This window comes from Kitasatospora xanthocidica, assembly GCF_014656195.1.
GTDB lineage: Bacteria > Actinomycetota > Actinomycetes > Streptomycetales > Streptomycetaceae > Kitasatospora > Kitasatospora xanthocidica.
The window spans coordinates 182201-197138 of sequence record NZ_BNBY01000003.1 but is presented as its reverse complement, the minus strand read 5'-3'; the positions used below and the strand labels follow the sequence as shown (position 1 = coordinate 197138).

Here is a 14938-nt window from a genome sequence, read left to right as displayed (position 1 = left end):
CCGCACAAGAGTGGTGCGGCCCGCGCGGAGTCGGTGCCGGGACGCGCCGGCGGACGTCGAACCGCTGGAGAACGGTCGGTTCGAACGATGTGTCCGATTCGTCGCCCTGGCCGCGGCCCTCTTCGCCACGTCGAGGGCCTGGCACACCGTCGACACCAACTGGAACGCGAGCATCGCCGCGATCACCGCGCAGAAGCCCCGACCTTCTCCGCCTACTTCAACACCACCCGCCCGGCGGCCGATCCGCCCCTGTCCACCGACAGCACGGACGTCGGGAAGCTGAACCCGCACACCATCGACTACGGGCCCACCGTCGTCCGCGGGGTGGGACCGCTGTCCATCCCGGCAGCACGGGCGGCGAGCTCGGTGCCGGGCGTTCAGCGGACGAAGCCGGTGACCACGTCGGTGAACTCGACCTGCGGCTCACCGTCCAGGAGCTCCGGAAAGCGCGCCAGCAGATCGGTCACGTAGGAGGCGGCGAAGTGGGCGTCGCACGCCGCGCGGTCCGCATACCGCTCCGAGACCAGGAACCGGCCGCCCTCCTGGCGGCCGACCGTGTAGGCCACCGCCCCCTGCTCCTCCTGGGAGCGTTCGGCGACCTGGCACAGGGCCGCCTCGAGAATGTCTTCCTGCCCGGGTCTGGCCTGCAGGATCGCTACCACCATGGTCATCGGACCGCCCTTTCTCTGGGTCAGTGCCCAGCCTGACCGGGACCGCGCAGCGGCTCATAGTAGAAATGCGACAGTCCCTGGCCCAGCAGTGCGGTCGGGCGCCGACCGGTGAAGTGCCGGAACTCGCGGATGAAGTGGTTCTGGTCGTAGAAGCCCGCGCCCAACGCCTCCGGCAGATAACGGCGTTGATCCGACAGCAGCAGGGCACGGGTGAGCCTCTGGAACCTGGCCAGACGCTGGAACCCTTTCGGGCCCACCCCGACCGCCGGCGGGAAGGCCCGTTGCAGCCGTCTGGAGCCGACCCCGAGCCGCTCGGCCAGTGCATCCACCCGCATGCCGCCGGGACTGCGGTACACAAGGTCCACTGCCGCGTCCATCCACGGGTCGGCCCGGTGGTGGACGGCGAGCAGTCCGGTGAGGAAGCGATCGAGGGCGTCCGTGCGCGCGCCCGGATCGGTGGCCAGGCGCACCTCGTCGGTCATCCGCCGGCCCTCCGGGCCCCACAGGTCTGTGGCGCTCACCACCCGGTCGGCCACGTCGTCGATGCCCGTGCCGAGGAAGTGGCGCAGGGCACCGGCCCGGAACCGGACGGCCACGAAGCCGACCGCCGCTCGTGAGGTCAGTGACCAGCGCTCCTGTCGGAGGCAGAGCAGGTGCGCGGCGGGCAGCGGCTGCGGCGGCAGTCCGTTCGCTCCGCACAGCTCGACCCCGCCCGTCCAGTGGATCCACAGCTCGGCGCCCGTCCCGGGCAGCAGCAGGGGCAGGTCGCCGGCCTCCCCCTCACCCCACCAGTACCGCTCGACGAAGGCTCGCAGGGCCGGCGTCGGTGGCGCGTGCGCGATTCGCATGGTTCCCCCACTGTCGGTCCGGCCCGTGACCGTGTGACCGGAGGCGGCCGGCCTCTCTAGGCCGTTGCCCGCTGGACACGGTAGCTCCAGCGGGTGAGTGACCTGACGACGGTTTCGGCGCCGACGGGGTTGGCGCTGTGGACGAAGACGGCTCCGATCCGGAAGGGCTGTCCGTTGAAGGCGGCTTCTTCCATGAGGGTCACCACCGGCATGATCGTGTCGTCGCCACCGAGGTCGTGGTCGAGCCACAGCTCGTCGATGAAGCTGTCGCGGTGCTCCTCCAGAAGCCGGATGCCCTCGCGGCTGGTGCGGGCGATCCGGGTGGCCCGGGGGAGGGGGCGGAGGTCGTCTATGCCGAGGACGACGGGTGTCGGCGGGGTGGGGGCTTCCTTCACCGGGTGATTGTCACAGTCGGTGGGCGGGATGACCACGGAGTATCGACGCTCTGCTCGGCGGACGGTGCCCATGTCAAGGTGGGACAGCGGGCTCCAGCGGTCCCGCGTCACCCCGTCGAACGTCAGTGTCACTGCGGGCTCGTACTGTTCACGGCATGGCAAGTGTGATGTTCGTCGACGAGACGACGGCGGGGGACCGGAGCGACGGGTGGGGGCTGGAGATCCTCGAGGAGAGGCTCACCGTGCGTGAGCTGATCCGGCGCAGGGTGTTCCAGGAGGTCGCCGAGTACAACGCGACGGCACCGCAGGTGTTCCAGGGGCTGGTGCAGCCGCACAACGCCGAGCGGGTGCTGAACGGGTACGCGCTGCGCACGCCGCGCCGGATCGATCCGGAGGCGCAGAGCGAGCTGGCGCTCCGGGCGTTCGCGGGCAACGGCTTCCTGGTGCTGGTGGGGGAGCGCCAGGTCACCGACCCGGAGGAGGAGATCGAGCTCGGGCTCGGCACCGAGGTCACGTTCCTGAAGCTCGTTCCGCTGGTGGGGGGATGACGGTGGTGGACTTCCAGGAGGTCGCAGAACTGGTCCGGCGGTATGCAGGGACGGCGGACGACCTCGCCGTCGAGCTGCTGAAGCTGGGAGTCGGAACGTACCGCGGCTACTGGGACGGACGGTGGGACGGCGTCTTCGCCGAGTTGCGCGCGCTGCCGTCCGAGGCCCGGACCGGGCTCGCCGATGCGCTGGTCGGGCAGTACCGCTCGGCCGAGGCCGGCCCGGTCGCCCGCGAGAACGTTCTGATCCTGCTGGGTGTCGTCGCGCACGGTCTGCCAGGTGACCGGCTCCCGGCGGAGCGCCTGCAGATGCTCGACGAGCTCGGCCACGAGAACTCCGTGGTGCACAGCCACCGTCACCTGCTCCTCGCCGAGGCCGAACTCAGGGCCGGCCGCTCCCTCACGCCCGAGGTCGTGGCCGTCTTCCGGCGCTCGGCCCTGGACACCTACGGCAGGAAGCCGCTCGTCGAGTTCGCCGGCACACTCACCGAGCCCGTCCTCAACGTCGGTGAGGAATGGGCCGACCAGGCCCTGCGGGACACCCTGGACGACCCCGGCTGGCAGGCGCTCCTGCGGCACGCGACCACCGCCACAGCCGCCAAGCCCTCCCGCCCGTGGGAGCGGCAGGCCGAAAGCCTGATCCTCGCCCTCGGTGCCGACCGCGTCCGGACCACCCTGCTGCCCTGGCTCACCCTCGTCGGCCGCCGCACCTTCGCGCTGAACCGCGAACGCCTCGGGTCGGACGGACACAGCGCCTACGACCCGTACAACGCCAACGCCCTGCGCGGACTGACCTGGGTGCTCGCCCTGCTGCCCGCCCATCCGGACACCGCCCGCGCCCTCGGCGCGCTGGTCGAGACCTCCCTCCGGAAGATCCCCGGGCTCGGCCCGCGCAACCCGAAGGTCGCCAACGCCGCCACGACCGCGCTCTCCCGCATCGACGGCGAGGCGGCCCTCGCCGAACTCGCCCGCCTGGCCACCCGCGTGACGTACAAGGGCACGCTCAAGCTGCTCGACACCGCGCTCCAGACCCGGGCCGAGGCGCTGGGCCTGTCCCGCGAGGAGATCGAGGAACTCGCCGTCCCCGCCTACGGGCTCACCGGGGTCGGCCGGGCCGAACCGCGTCTGGGCGAGGCCACGGCGGTCCTGGAGGTCCGGGGCACCCGAGTGCTCCTCGGCTGGCGCAACGCCGCGGGCAAGGAGGTCAAGAGCGTGCCCGCCGCCGTCAAGCGCGACCACGCCGAGGAGCTCAAGGAGCTGAAGACGGCGGTCAAGGACATCGACAAGATGCTCTCCGCGCAGAGCGAGCGTCTGGACCGGCAGTTCCTCGGCCGCCGCGTCTGGCCGTACGGCGCCTGGCGCGAGCGGTACCTCGACCACCCGCTGGTCGGCACCCTGGCCCGCCGGCTGCTGTGGACGGTCGACGGCACGACCGTCGGATTCGCGGACGGCGAGCTGCGCACCCTCACCGACGACCCGGTGCGCGAGGGGAGCGAGGTCCGGCTCTGGCACCCGGTGGGCCACGAGCCCGCCCAGGTCGTGGCCTGGCGTGACTGGCTGGAGCGGCACCGAATCACGCAGCCGTTCAAGCAGGCCCACCGCGAGGTGTACCTGCTGACCGACGCCGAGCGCGCGACGGGGACGTACTCCAACCGTTTCGCCGCGCACGTCCTGCGCCAGCACCAGTTCCACTCCCTGACGTCGATCCGGGGGTGGCGCAACAAGCTGCGCCTGATGGTCGACGACTCGGCCCCGCCCGCCACCCGCGCGCTGCCGCAGTGGGGGCTGCGCGCCGAGTACTGGATCCACGGGGAGGGCGACGAGTACGAGGACAACACCACCGAGTCCGGCAGTTACCTGCGCCTGACCACCGACCAGGTCCGCTTCTACCCGATCGACGCGCCGGAGAACACGGCGGACTGCTACGGCAGTGAGTACCGCATGTGGCCGAAGGCCGGCGCCGAGCCGGTGGAGCCCGTCCCGATCGCCGAGGTCCCGCCGCTCGTGCTGTCCGAAGTCCTGCGCGACGTGGACCTGTTCGTGGGCGTGGCCAGCATCGGCAACGACCCGGCCTGGCAGGACGGCGGACCGCGGGGCCGCTTCAGGGACTACTGGAACTCGTACGGCTTCGGTGAGCTCGGCCAGGGCGCCGAGACGCGCCGCACGCTGCTGGAGCGGCTCGTGCCCCGGCTGGCGATCGCCGACCGCTGCACCCTCGAGGGCCGCTTCCTGCACGTGAGGGGCGAGCGCCACACGTACAAGATCCACCTCGGCTCGGGGAACATCCTGATGACACCGAACGACCAGTACCTGTGCATCGTCCCGAAGCCCGCCGCGGCCGCTCCGCAGACCGGCTACCTCCCCTTCGAGGGCGACCGCGTGCTGGCCGTGATCCTCAGCAAGGCGATGATGCTGGCCGAGGACACGAGGATCACGGATCCGACGATCCTGAGCCAGCTGTAGTGGTGTGACCGCACACGTCCGCCGGGTCGCCCGCTTCCGCGGCGAGAAGGGCCTGCGCCAGGGCGGCAGGCCCGTTCTCGCCGCGGAAGCGGGCGCGCTCCTCGCGGTGGTCGCCTCGTGGCCGGCGCTTCCCGCGTGTGGTCAGGCGACGCGGAGGACGCTCTTGCCGTGGGTGCTGCCTTCGGCGAGGCGTCGCACGGCCAGGGCCAGGTCCCCGAGGGCGTACTCGGCGGTGATGTCCACGCGGACCTTGCCCTCGGCGACGAGGCCGAGTGCGCGGCGGGCACTGTCGGCGAGCCGCTCGGGGTGGGTCCGGCTGAGCAGGTTGCTGTTGTAGGTCAGGAGTGACTTGCCGTGCATGAGGAGGTCGTTGGCGTCGGCGAGGACGGATTCGTACGTGGCGAGGTTGCCGTATGCCACCAGTCGGCCGTGTGCCGCGAGCTGTTCGAGGCCGGCGGTGCGGGTCGAGCCGCCGACCGGGTCGAGGATGACGTCGGGCTTCCCGTCACCGAGCTCGGCCGGGAACTCCTCGCGGAGCAGGAGCTGATCGTAGCCGAACTGTGCGGCGTAGTCGGCCCTTTCGGTGGTGCCGACCACACCGACGATCCGGCCCGCTCCGGCCAGTCGGGCGAACTGGGCGGCGAGCGTGCCGACCGAGCCGGCGGCGGCGTGGATCAGCACGCTTTCGCCGGGCCGCACGCGCGCGGCGGTGTTGACCAGGTCGTAGGCGGTCGGCGCGCCCCACCCGAGACCTGCGGCCGTCCTCAGCGGCATGCCGCCGATGCCCAAGGTGAGTGTGGCGGGCGCCAGGACCACCTCGGCGTAGGCGCCCGAGGAGGTCAGCGCGGTGACGGCCTCACCGACACGGCGTGCGTCGACACCCGCGCCGACCGCGACGATGTGCCCGGACGCCTCGAACCCCGGGACGAAGGGACGCGGTACGGCGAAGTGGCCGTCCCTGACCATGGTGTCGCCCCACTGGATCCCGGCGTAGGCCACACGGATCGCCACCTGGCCGGGGCCGGGAGCGGGCTCGTCGAGTTCGGCGACCCGGTAGTGGTCGTCGGCGTCGAGAACGACGGCTTTCATGGTGACAGCCCCCTGCGTTGACTCAGTATCCTTACAGTTGAGAAGCGTAGGTATATAAGGTTCCTGAGTCAACCCATGAACCTGTTATTGGAGTGGGAGTACGCGGTGGAAGCCCCGATCGAGAACGACCTCTGCACCCGGATCAGGCGGTCGGAGCAGGCGCTGATGGCGCACCACGAGGCAGTACTGCGCGCCTACGGGCTGACCATGACGCAGTACACCGTGCTGCTGGTCCTCTCCCGCGAAGGCGGCCTGTCCGGCGCCCAGCTGGCCCGCTCCTGCGGGGTGACGCAGCAGAGCATGAGCAGCGTGCTGACCAACATGGAGACCAAGAAACTGATCCGCCGCGAGACGTCCCCGGTGCACGCCAAGGTGCAGATCGCCACCCTCACCGATGGGGGCCGGACGCTGCTGGACAGCGCCTACCAGGAGGTGATCATCCTTGAGCGCGCGCTCACCGACGCGTTCACGCCCACCGAGCACGCCGCACTCTGCGAGCTCCTGGAACGCGCCACCACCGTCCTGGTCCAGCAGACGCGCCCCGCGACTGTGCAGGATCGAGGCTAGCGCGCAAGGGTGTCGAACCAGCGCACGATCTGGGGCCCCGCCAGCTTGAAAGACCCGTTGTGGTCGGCCTTTCCGTGGTCGACCACGGGGGCCGTCACACCGTTGCGGGACAGATCGGCCGCGCAGCTGACGGAGTTGGCGATCGGCACGTCCGTGTCGCCGGCCGCGCTGTGCAGCCGTACGGGCACGTCGGGCTTCCAGTCGCAGGTCCCGTCCTGCGCCTTGAGCGCGGCCAGCAGGCCGCCGTCCGGGTGCCGCAGCCGCTCGTAGAAGCCGTCGGTCAGCAGTTCCCTCACCGAGCCGGGCAGCTTCGTGACGATGTCCTCCTCGGTGTGCCGGGTGTCGAAGAGTCCCTCCACGTACCCCGCGTACGGCTGCCGGAAGGCCTCGGCCGGGTTGTCGTAGACGGGGTGCAGCCGGTTCTGCGCGGTGAGGAAGTACGACATGTAGAAGACACCGCTGATGTCGTTGACGCGGCCGTCGAACAGGGCGGGGATCTCGGCGCCCTGCAAGTCGTACGGTCCGGCGACCGGCGCGAGCGCCCGCAGCCGGAAGTGCCGGTCCGCGCCCCGCGCCAGCTCGCGGCCCAGCGCCATGGCGACCTGGCCGCCCTGCGAGAACCCGGTGCCGTACACGTCTCCGGTGAGCGGCCTGTCAAGCGTACGCGCGGCGGTCCGGGAGGCCCGCAGCATGTCGAGCGAGGCGGAGACGGCGGAAGCGGTGTCCATGTACGGGTGGAGGCCGGGGCCCTTGCCGAGCCCGAGGTAGTCGGGTGCGGCGACGGCGCGGCCCGCGGCGGCGTGCAGATAGGGCGCGTACAGCCCGAAGTCCTTGGCGACGGACGGCGCGTAGTCGCGGTGGACCATCGTGCCGTGGGTGTCGGCCACCAGGTCGAGCCGGCGCTCACCACCCTTGGGGAGCACCAACAGGCCGGTGGCAGTGGTCGGTTCGCCCTGAGGCGTCACGGTCCGGTATGTGAGGCGGTAGCCGCGCACACCGTGGCGCACGGTCGCCGGGTCGATGTCGGCGCCCTTGAGGAACGCGGCGACCTCGGCCTGGCTCAGGTCGGCGACGGGAGTGAGACCGAGAAGGGCCCCGCGCCCCAAGTTCTGCTGGGCCGGGCGGGGTTCGGACGCCGCGACCGCCGGGGCGGCGGCAAGGGCGGCGAGGACGGCGGCGGTCACGGCGGCCAGGGAGTGGCGTACTCGCCTGCGCCGTACGGCCTGTCGGACGAGGGTGCGGGTCGTGGTGTGGGTCATGACGACGACACTACGGAGCCGTCCGCCACCGCGACATCCGACCGTCCCCCCGGCCGGGGGTGTGGCCAGCCCCACCCCGGAACCAGGGAATCCCCCCGGGCGGAGGCGAGTTGGGCCGGCGTCCGGCTGTGCACGCTCCGCGGCCCATGGGCCGAACACCGAGCCCGCCCGCGGACGGCGCGCGAACGCAGACGGGGTCCGGTACCTGATCAGGTACCGGACCCCGTCCGATGCTGGAGCGCCAGGTCCGGGTTGCACGGACTCTTCCTACTGAAAGTAGGACGTGCTCTGGTAGCACCGCTGACGCCTGACGAGGAATCACTCTCCCTCGCGACAGGAAGAATATTAGCAGGTCAGCGACCCTCCATTGAACGGGGTCACGACGGGAGACCCGCGCGGGGGCGCGGGGTGGTCACTGTGGTGGCGGCGAGGCCTTGCGGAGGAGTTCTTCGGTGGTGCAGGTCTGGTCAGGGTCTGTGACGAGACAGATGTCGAAGCCTTGGCCGTCCCGCTGGACCTGGGCTTCGAGGTCGCACAGCCCCCCGGTTGAAGCGGCGGTGCCGTCCGACACCGTGAACCAGTCGCCCTCGGTCGCGGAGTCCGAGGCTGTGAGGGTCCGCGGCGAGGCGGCGTCCCGCACGTAGAACCGCCACCTGCCGGCCGTCATGCTCGACGGGCACCTGTAGTCGGGCACGGCATGGTTGATCCCGCTCGCCGTCAAGCTGTGGTCGGCGGCCATGTGTACTCTGGCGCCGGCCGTATTGCCCCAGTCGCCGACCAGGTCGGCCTGTTGGATCACGGTTGCCTCGCCGCCGGCGCCCGCGCACGAGGTGCATCCGAGGGCCAGCAGTCCGAGGGCTGCCGCAACCCGCCCGAAGGGCCTGTTGAGCCGGTGGGCCGCGCGCCGCGTCCTGCCGCCTGCCCGCCCTGCCGGCTGCCCGGCCTTGTCGGCTTCGGCTGGGAAGTCTCGCATCGGCTCCGTGCCCCACTCGTCGGTTCGACTGTCTCGGCCGCTACCCTGCCAGATCTCTTGAACATGTTCAATTAGCGGTCGATGGATCCGTTCGGGCCGCCCGCCGAAGCCGCCGCAGGCGACCCGCTCGGGTACGGTCCCCGAGGTGGCGCCCGGGGCCGGAACCTGCACGAAGTGTGGTGCCCGAGCCGGATGCCGTGTCGTGCCGGGCTGTTCACAACTGGTGCCGCCCTCGGGGAAAGGGTCACATCGGAAGTGCACCGGCTGGGTGGCCGTGTTCTCGGCCGCAGGCGGTGAGGGCGAGGACTCCGTGGCCCTCGATCCCGGGTGCCGGCCCCGGGTTGGCGGGGTCGATGGAGAGCCGGGCGGCGATGTCGGTGGCGTAGCAGGTGTCGGGAATGCGGAGCTCCTCCTTCACCTGGAGGTACCGGGCGTGGAACGCTTCGGAGTCGGAGGCGTTCACGCCTTCGAAGGCGTCGTCGGGGAATCCGTTCTGGTGGGGCAGGAGGTAGCCGGACTCGGCCGGGTGTCCGGCGGTGCCGTCGTCCCCGTTCTCCTCGGCGGTGTAGGCGTCGTAGTGGCGCACCACTCGTCCTTCCTCGGCGATGCACCAGGCGGTCCACCCGTCGCCACAGCTCATCCCGTACCACTGGGCTGAGCCGAACCGGTGGCTGAGGTCTGTGCACCGCTTCCGCACGACGTCTTCGCGCGCCCGGTCGTGGCCGTCCGCGTCACGGACGCTGTGGGTGTCCTCGGAGGTGTCGCCGAAGACCAGGGTCCATCCGTTCAGGGCGGGGCTGACGAAGACGCGTGAGCAGGCACGGTGGGGCTGGTTCCGGTCCCAGCTGTGGCGGTCCTGGTTCCAGGCCGCCGCGCCGGTTCGGAAGGTGACGGGGTGGGCTCCGGTGAGGTCGAAGGCGTCGAGGACCGCGTCTTGGTCGGCGGTCGGCACCGCGTACCAGCTTCCGCACAGGTGCATGGCCTGCGGGACCTCGGTCAGCAGCGTGATCCTGGTCAGCCGGTCCCAGATGTCGCGGTCCCGGTGATCGAGGAAGGCTGGCCCGCCGATGGCGGCGAGGGCCTCCAGCGCGCCGGCCCGCACCCTGGGCGCCGGGGCGGGACGGGAACGCACCTGCTGCAGGCTGGGGCCGGCTGCGGGGCCGATCGCTTTGAAGGCCCAGACGGCTCGCTGCCGGACCTCGTGGTCCGGGTCTCCCAGCGTCGGAACGATCCGGTCGACGAACCTCGCCGCGGCCTTTCCCTGGGTCTGGAAGGCGAAGAGCGCGTCGCTTCGGACCCGGGGGTGCGGGTGGTCCAGCAGTGGTACGTAGACCGCGTGGTCGGCCACCTCCAATCTCCCCAGCGCCCACCCGGTCCTCCGGGCGACCTCGGGCGAGTCCGCCGCCGCGGAGGCCTGCGCCAAGGGCAGGAGAGCGGGCTCCCCGATCCGGCACAGGACGTCCGCCGAGACGGCCCAGTCGACCGGTGACCGCTCGTCGCAGAGCAGCTCCAGCACCGCCGCGACGATTTCCTTCCCCTGCTCGACGAGCGCATCGCGGGCCGACCGGGTGTCGTTCCAGGCACCGGAGAGTTCGTCGACCGGCAGGTGCTTGTCCATGGCGGGCACCCTAACCAGGCGCTCTGACAATCGCGCCGAGCGGGTGGCGGACGGGCGGCGCCGGTGCCGGTGGGCCTCGCGCCCACCCGTTGCGAGCGTGCGGGGCAGGCGCGCGCCGTGTGCCGCGCGCCTGCCGAGGGGGCATCCGGTGGGTCAGCCGCTGACCTCCAGGGTGGTGGGCCAGCGGTCGCCGATCTTGGCGAACAGCGCCTTGATGTGGTCGGGGTGCAGCTTGACGCAGCCGTACGAGCGGTAGTCCTGGTCGCCGTCCCAGCGGGTGGACTCGGGCTCCTTGGCGGTGCCCTGGCTGCCGTCCGCCTTCATCTCGCTGTGGATGAACAGGTCGGACCGCAGGGTGCCGTCGGAGCACTTCTTGTCGGAGAGGGCGATGGCGAAGCCCTTGATGACGCGGTCCCGGTGGGTCTCGTGCCCCTCGATCCGGTAGGTGCCGTCAGGCAGCCAGCCCTTGTTGGTCCGGCAGCTGTCCCGGCCCTCGGCGCTCGCGCCCAGGCCGGACCCGGCCCGGTAGGAGGCGACGGTCCGGCCGTCGACGCGCAGGGAGAGGGTGGAGCGGTCGGGGTGCTCGTGGTTCTTCACGAAGGTCAGCCGGACGCCGTCGTCCGCCGCCTGCGCCGCGTGCGACGTGGACGTGGTGCCGGCCGTGAGGGCGGCCGTCAGGCCGGCGGCGAGCAGCAGCGTGGTGAGGGGGGACCGCCGGTGGGTGGTGCGGGGGGAGTGCGAGCGGGTCGTGCGCATGTCCTGCTCCTGTCCTGTCTGTTTCCGGGGTGGAGGGCCGCCGTGGGCCGTGGGCCGTGAGTCTCGGGCCGGGTTCCGGCGACGTCACCGAGCCTCCCGGCCGCCGGGGTTGGCCGTCCATCAGGTGCGGAACAGTGGAACTTGCACTCTGTCTTGCACCGCGCTGACCTGCGCCTGAGCGCCCTGCGGTGCAGATCCGACCACGCGGGAGGACGCCTGTGGAACAGCGCGGGACGGCATTCGAGGAGACGGCGGGCGCGTTCGCCCGGGCACTGGACGACTGGGCCCGGTGCCTGGCCGAAGTCACCGACGGTGCACAACGGCCCTCCCGCAAGGTTCTGGTCCGGCGGCTGAGACTGGCGGGACACCGGATCGACGAACCGCTGCTCTCCTACTGGCTGAAGGGACACCGGCAGCTCCTCGCCGGAAAGGCCAACCGGGTGCCCTCGCTGGCGGACACCGCCGCACTCGCCCAGGCGCTTCGCCCGGACGCCACCGCGGCGGTCGAACTCCTCATCGGGCACGGCGAGGCGGTGGACCTGCTCCGGTCACGGCTGCGGGAGCTCGGCGGCGCCGGGTGGCGGCGGAAGGTGGTCGCCCACCTCGGCACCGCCGGCGACGGGACGGACGGTGATGGCCGGCTCCGCGACGAAGCGCACACAAGAGGCGCGTTCGAGGACGTGGACACGGCGCGCACCGGGGCCGCGCGCTTCCCCCGTACGGCCGTACGCCGATGGCTGCCCGTGGCGGGCGCCGTCATGGTCGCGGCCGCCGTCCTGCCGCTGCTCCTGCTGGCAGGGCGCAGCGGCGCGGGCACGGACCGGGCCGCCCCCGTACCGCCGCCGCCACCGCCGGGCGCGAGCGTCGCGGGCGAGCCGCCGGCCACCACCCCGGAGCGTGCGGACCTGCCGTTGTTCTCCCCGGCCGCCGGGGACCGCACCGAGATCGGCGGCAATCACCGCTGCGGACGGATCCGCTACGTCGAGGGTGTCGCCTGGACGGCGTGCACCCGGGTGGACGAGTCCGGTCTGAGCTTCGCGGTCCACCTGACCAACACCGGCCCCGAGGCGGTGACGGTGCAGGCCAAGGTCGGCTGGGTCCGCACCCGCGCCAGTCACCTGTGTCCCGGCTCCTGGGGCACCGGCGTGCGGATCGTCGTGGCCCCCGGCCAGTCACTGCTGAGCCCGCCGGCGAGTTGTGTCCAGCCCCTGCTCCCCGCCACCGCCTTCCAGGCCCGCGCCGAGGTCGGCACGCTGGACGCGGTCTCCCTCTACCGCGAGATGTCGATGACCGTCCACATCCAGCCCGACGGCCGCACGGCGATCTGGGCCGACGAGGCCTGACGGCCTTCGCTGAGCGGTGCGAATCGGTGCGAATCGGCGCGGCCCGTCGGCCCGTCGGCTCGTCGGAGGGTGCGGAGCTCGGGCTGCTGCCGGTCGTATTGCCGGGTGATTCTGCCTGTCCATGACAATGATGACCGGTGAAGGATGAGCCGCGCCTGGAAGGCTCGGCCGGCCTTCCCCCGAAGCCCTGTTTCGCGCATGCGACGGCCGACCGACCAGCCCCGTGGTGATCAGCGGACACCCGGACCGCTGACACCGGATTCGTCGAACGGAGAGAAGAGACATGAGCATCCGTCGAAGGCTTGCCGCAGGGGTCGTTGCCGCGGGCGTCATGGCCGGCGGTGTCGTCGCCGCGACACCGGCCAGCGCCAACATCTCCCAGAACGGCTGCCTGGGCAACAGCTTCAAGATCTACACGAACAGTGTCGGCTACTGCTTCAACGGCCAGGGCCCTGGCATCCACGTCAACATCGCCGGAGTGAACAGCGTCGACACCGGCGGGAACTGGGGTGCCTTCAGCTACCAGACGTACGGCTCCGGCGCGGCGAACCGGCCGTTCAGCTACGGCGAGCAGATCAGCTTCGGCCAGTGGTTCACCGTCCTCGACCTGCGCATGAACCAGAACTGACGATCCGTCCCGCCCGCGGTGACCGGCACGTCCGCGTGACGGTCACCGCGGTTCGAAAGGAGTGCCGCCGTGGCGACGACGCGTCGACTGCGACACCTGGCCGCCGCCGCCCTGGCGTTCACCGCCGGCGCCTGCGGCGGCGGACCCGCGGCTCAACAGCAGGCCGCGCCGCCACCGCTGGGCCGGATTCCGTCCGTCACCTCGCTGGATCAGGTCGCCCGCCCGATCGACACCTACGTACCGAAGCTGGACGACGAGAAGAAGCTCATCCAGGCCCGGGATCTGGTGATCGGAGAATGCATGCGGAGATACGGCGTCGCATACAGCGGTGGCGACCTGAACGGAATGGACACGACCGCCACCGGATACCACCGGGCGACACCGGTCTACGGATTCTTCGGAACCGATGTCCCCGCGAGCAGGGGGTACGACCGGGTCACTCGGCTGACCCCGCCCGCGCCGCAGTCCTCCGAGTACGTCGGCGTTCTCACCGGAGTCGGTCGCGACGGCGAACAGGCCTCGGCGCCGACCGGGGACCCGGTGCCCGTGGGGGGCTGTGCGAAGGCGGGCGCGGCCGCGATCGGCGGCGATCTTCCTCGTCCCGACGAGCACTCCCTTCCCGGGGGCGGCCCTCGGGTGCCGACGACGGACCCGCGGCTGGTGGCAGCTTATGCGCAGTGGTCTCGATGCATGCGGGACAAAGGCTTCGCCTATGCCGACCCGATGGCCGCCTACCTCGACCCGAAATGGGTGGCGGGCTCGACGGGAGGACGCGCCGAACACGGCAAGGAGGAGAAGGAGACCGCTTCCGCTGATGTGGAATGCAAGAAGGCGACCAATCTCGTGGGGGTCGCGGTCGCGGTCCAGTCCGCATACGACTCCGAATACATCACGTCCAACTCGGCGCAGCTGGCGGAATTCTCGCGCGATCTCGGCGAGAGGCTGAGAATAGCGGATCGAATACTGTCCGGCGGTGGGGTCGGATAGCGGAATCGGGGCTGTGATGTCGCTGAGCGCCGGTCAGGGCCGGTGTCAGGGCGGTGTCGTTCAGAGGTTTCGTCCGGCTGGATGCCGGTTCAGGTGGCTTGCGTGGCAGCGTGGTCACTCGGGTTGAACCTGTGAGGCGCGCAACGCGTCCACGCACACCAGGGCTCCGCGCAGAGCGGGTCAGCCGCCCGGGTGGGAAGCCGCCCAGCCGTGTTCGAGCAATGCGAAGGCCTCGTCGGCGGCGCGGTTCGGCTCGGCGTGCCGCAGGATGAGGCCGCGGGCCTCAAGGGCGAAACGGGCCAGTGCGGCGCAGCTGATGTCGTCCTCGGGGGCACCGACAGCCTCGGTAATGGCTCGCGCCAGGGCCGCTTCGTGGCGCGTCCACATGCGGTGGGCGTAGTCGCGCAGCGCGGGGGTCTCCTGCACCATGCGCGTGAAGTCGGCGAACCGCGGGTCCGTGGTGTGGACGGCGAACTGGGTCTGTTTCAGCAGGATGTGGTCGCGCAGCGCCTGGGGGATCGACTGGCCCGGGGTGCGGTCGCGCACGGCGGCGACGAGCGCTGCTTCAAGGTCGTCGTCCTGGTCGAAGACCAGGGCTTCCTTGCTGGGGAAGTGCTTGAACAGGGTGGTTACCGAGACGTCCGCGGCGTCGGCGACGTCCTTGACGCCGACCTGGTCGTAGCCGCGGTCGAGGAAGAGTTCGAGTGCGGCGTCGGCCAGGGACTGGCGTGTCTGGGCCTTCTTGCGCTCGCGGCGCCCGGTCGGTTCGGTCACTCGCCCATGATATCCCAAGA

General features: G+C 71.2%; 15 protein-coding genes. 6 read left to right on the top strand and 9 right to left on the bottom strand.

What is annotated here, in order from left to right; translation table 11 throughout:
- Positions 1-377: 377 nt before the first annotated feature.
- The 3 genes from IE332_RS07050 to IE332_RS07040 are packed head-to-tail and all read right to left on the bottom strand — an operon-like array spanning position 378 to position 1914.
- Positions 378-671, bottom strand: coding sequence for a putative quinol monooxygenase (locus tag IE332_RS07050; RefSeq protein ID WP_189914274.1), 294 nt, complete (start codon positions 669-671; stop codon positions 378-380).
- 20 nt (positions 672-691) lie between these two features.
- Positions 692-1519, bottom strand: coding sequence for a helix-turn-helix domain-containing protein (locus IE332_RS07045; protein WP_189914273.1), 828 nt, complete (start codon positions 1517-1519; stop codon positions 692-694).
- A 56-nt stretch (positions 1520-1575) separates the two neighbouring features.
- Positions 1576-1914, bottom strand: a complete 339-nt coding sequence (locus tag IE332_RS07040; protein ID WP_189914272.1) for a cyclic-phosphate processing receiver domain-containing protein — start codon at positions 1912-1914, stop codon at positions 1576-1578.
- Between the two features lie 155 nt (positions 1915-2069).
- Here IE332_RS07040 and IE332_RS07035 point away from each other — a divergent pair, with 155 nt between their 5' ends.
- Complete coding sequence (locus IE332_RS07035; protein ID WP_189914271.1) at positions 2070-2462, top strand: hypothetical protein; 393 nt, start codon at positions 2070-2072, stop codon at positions 2460-2462.
- Positions 2459-4924, top strand: coding sequence for a DUF4132 domain-containing protein (locus tag IE332_RS07030; RefSeq protein ID WP_189914270.1), 2466 nt, complete (start codon positions 2459-2461; stop codon positions 4922-4924). The genes IE332_RS07035 and IE332_RS07030 overlap by 4 nt, the downstream gene beginning before the upstream one ends.
- A 141-nt stretch (positions 4925-5065) precedes the next feature.
- Here IE332_RS07030 and IE332_RS07025 read toward each other — a convergent pair whose 3' ends face one another.
- The gene (locus IE332_RS07025) at positions 5066-6013 is read right to left on the bottom strand and encodes a quinone oxidoreductase family protein (protein WP_189914269.1); all 948 of its coding nucleotides are present in this window, start codon (positions 6011-6013) and stop codon (positions 5066-5068) included.
- A 75-nt stretch (positions 6014-6088) separates the two neighbouring features.
- Here IE332_RS07025 and IE332_RS07020 point away from each other — a divergent pair, with 75 nt between their 5' ends.
- Positions 6089-6580 (top strand): MarR family winged helix-turn-helix transcriptional regulator, encoded by a 492-nt coding sequence (locus IE332_RS07020; protein ID WP_189914268.1) that lies wholly within the window; start codon positions 6089-6091, stop codon positions 6578-6580.
- Here the strand turns inward: IE332_RS07020 and IE332_RS07015 are convergent.
- The 4 genes from IE332_RS07015 to IE332_RS07000 all read right to left on the bottom strand — a co-directional run bounded on the left by IE332_RS07015 (position 6577) and on the right by IE332_RS07000 (position 11186).
- Entirely contained in the window at positions 6577-7839 is a 1263-nt protein-coding gene (locus tag IE332_RS07015) for an alpha/beta hydrolase (protein WP_189914267.1), read from the bottom strand. The genes IE332_RS07020 and IE332_RS07015 overlap by 4 nt on opposite strands.
- Before the next feature lie 412 nt (positions 7840-8251).
- Positions 8252-8812, bottom strand: coding sequence for a hypothetical protein (locus tag IE332_RS07010; protein WP_189914266.1), 561 nt, complete (start codon positions 8810-8812; stop codon positions 8252-8254).
- Positions 8813-9056: 244 nt separating this feature from the next.
- On the bottom strand, positions 9057-10430 hold the full coding sequence (locus IE332_RS07005) for a HEAT repeat domain-containing protein (protein WP_189914265.1): 1374 nt from the start codon (positions 10428-10430) through the stop codon (positions 9057-9059).
- 153 nt (positions 10431-10583) lie between these two features.
- Entirely contained in the window at positions 10584-11186 is a 603-nt protein-coding gene (locus IE332_RS07000) for a L,D-transpeptidase family protein (RefSeq protein ID WP_189914264.1), read from the bottom strand.
- 218 nt (positions 11187-11404) lie between these two features.
- Here IE332_RS07000 and IE332_RS06995 point away from each other — a divergent pair, with 218 nt between their 5' ends.
- The 3 genes from IE332_RS06995 to IE332_RS06985 all read left to right on the top strand — a co-directional run bounded on the left by IE332_RS06995 (position 11405) and on the right by IE332_RS06985 (position 14144).
- Entirely contained in the window at positions 11405-12529 is a 1125-nt protein-coding gene (locus IE332_RS06995; RefSeq protein WP_189914263.1) for a hypothetical protein, read from the top strand.
- A gap of 283 nt (positions 12530-12812) precedes the next feature.
- Positions 12813-13157, top strand: a complete 345-nt coding sequence (locus IE332_RS06990) for a hypothetical protein (RefSeq protein WP_189914262.1) — start codon at positions 12813-12815, stop codon at positions 13155-13157.
- A gap of 69 nt (positions 13158-13226) precedes the next feature.
- Positions 13227-14144, top strand: coding sequence for a hypothetical protein (locus IE332_RS06985; RefSeq protein ID WP_189914261.1), 918 nt, complete (start codon positions 13227-13229; stop codon positions 14142-14144).
- A 180-nt stretch (positions 14145-14324) separates the two neighbouring features.
- On the opposite strand, the gene IE332_RS06980 is transcribed toward IE332_RS06985, so the two are convergent.
- Entirely contained in the window at positions 14325-14918 is a 594-nt protein-coding gene (locus IE332_RS06980; protein WP_189914260.1) for a TetR/AcrR family transcriptional regulator, read from the bottom strand.
- Between the last annotated feature and the right edge of the window lie 20 nt (positions 14919-14938).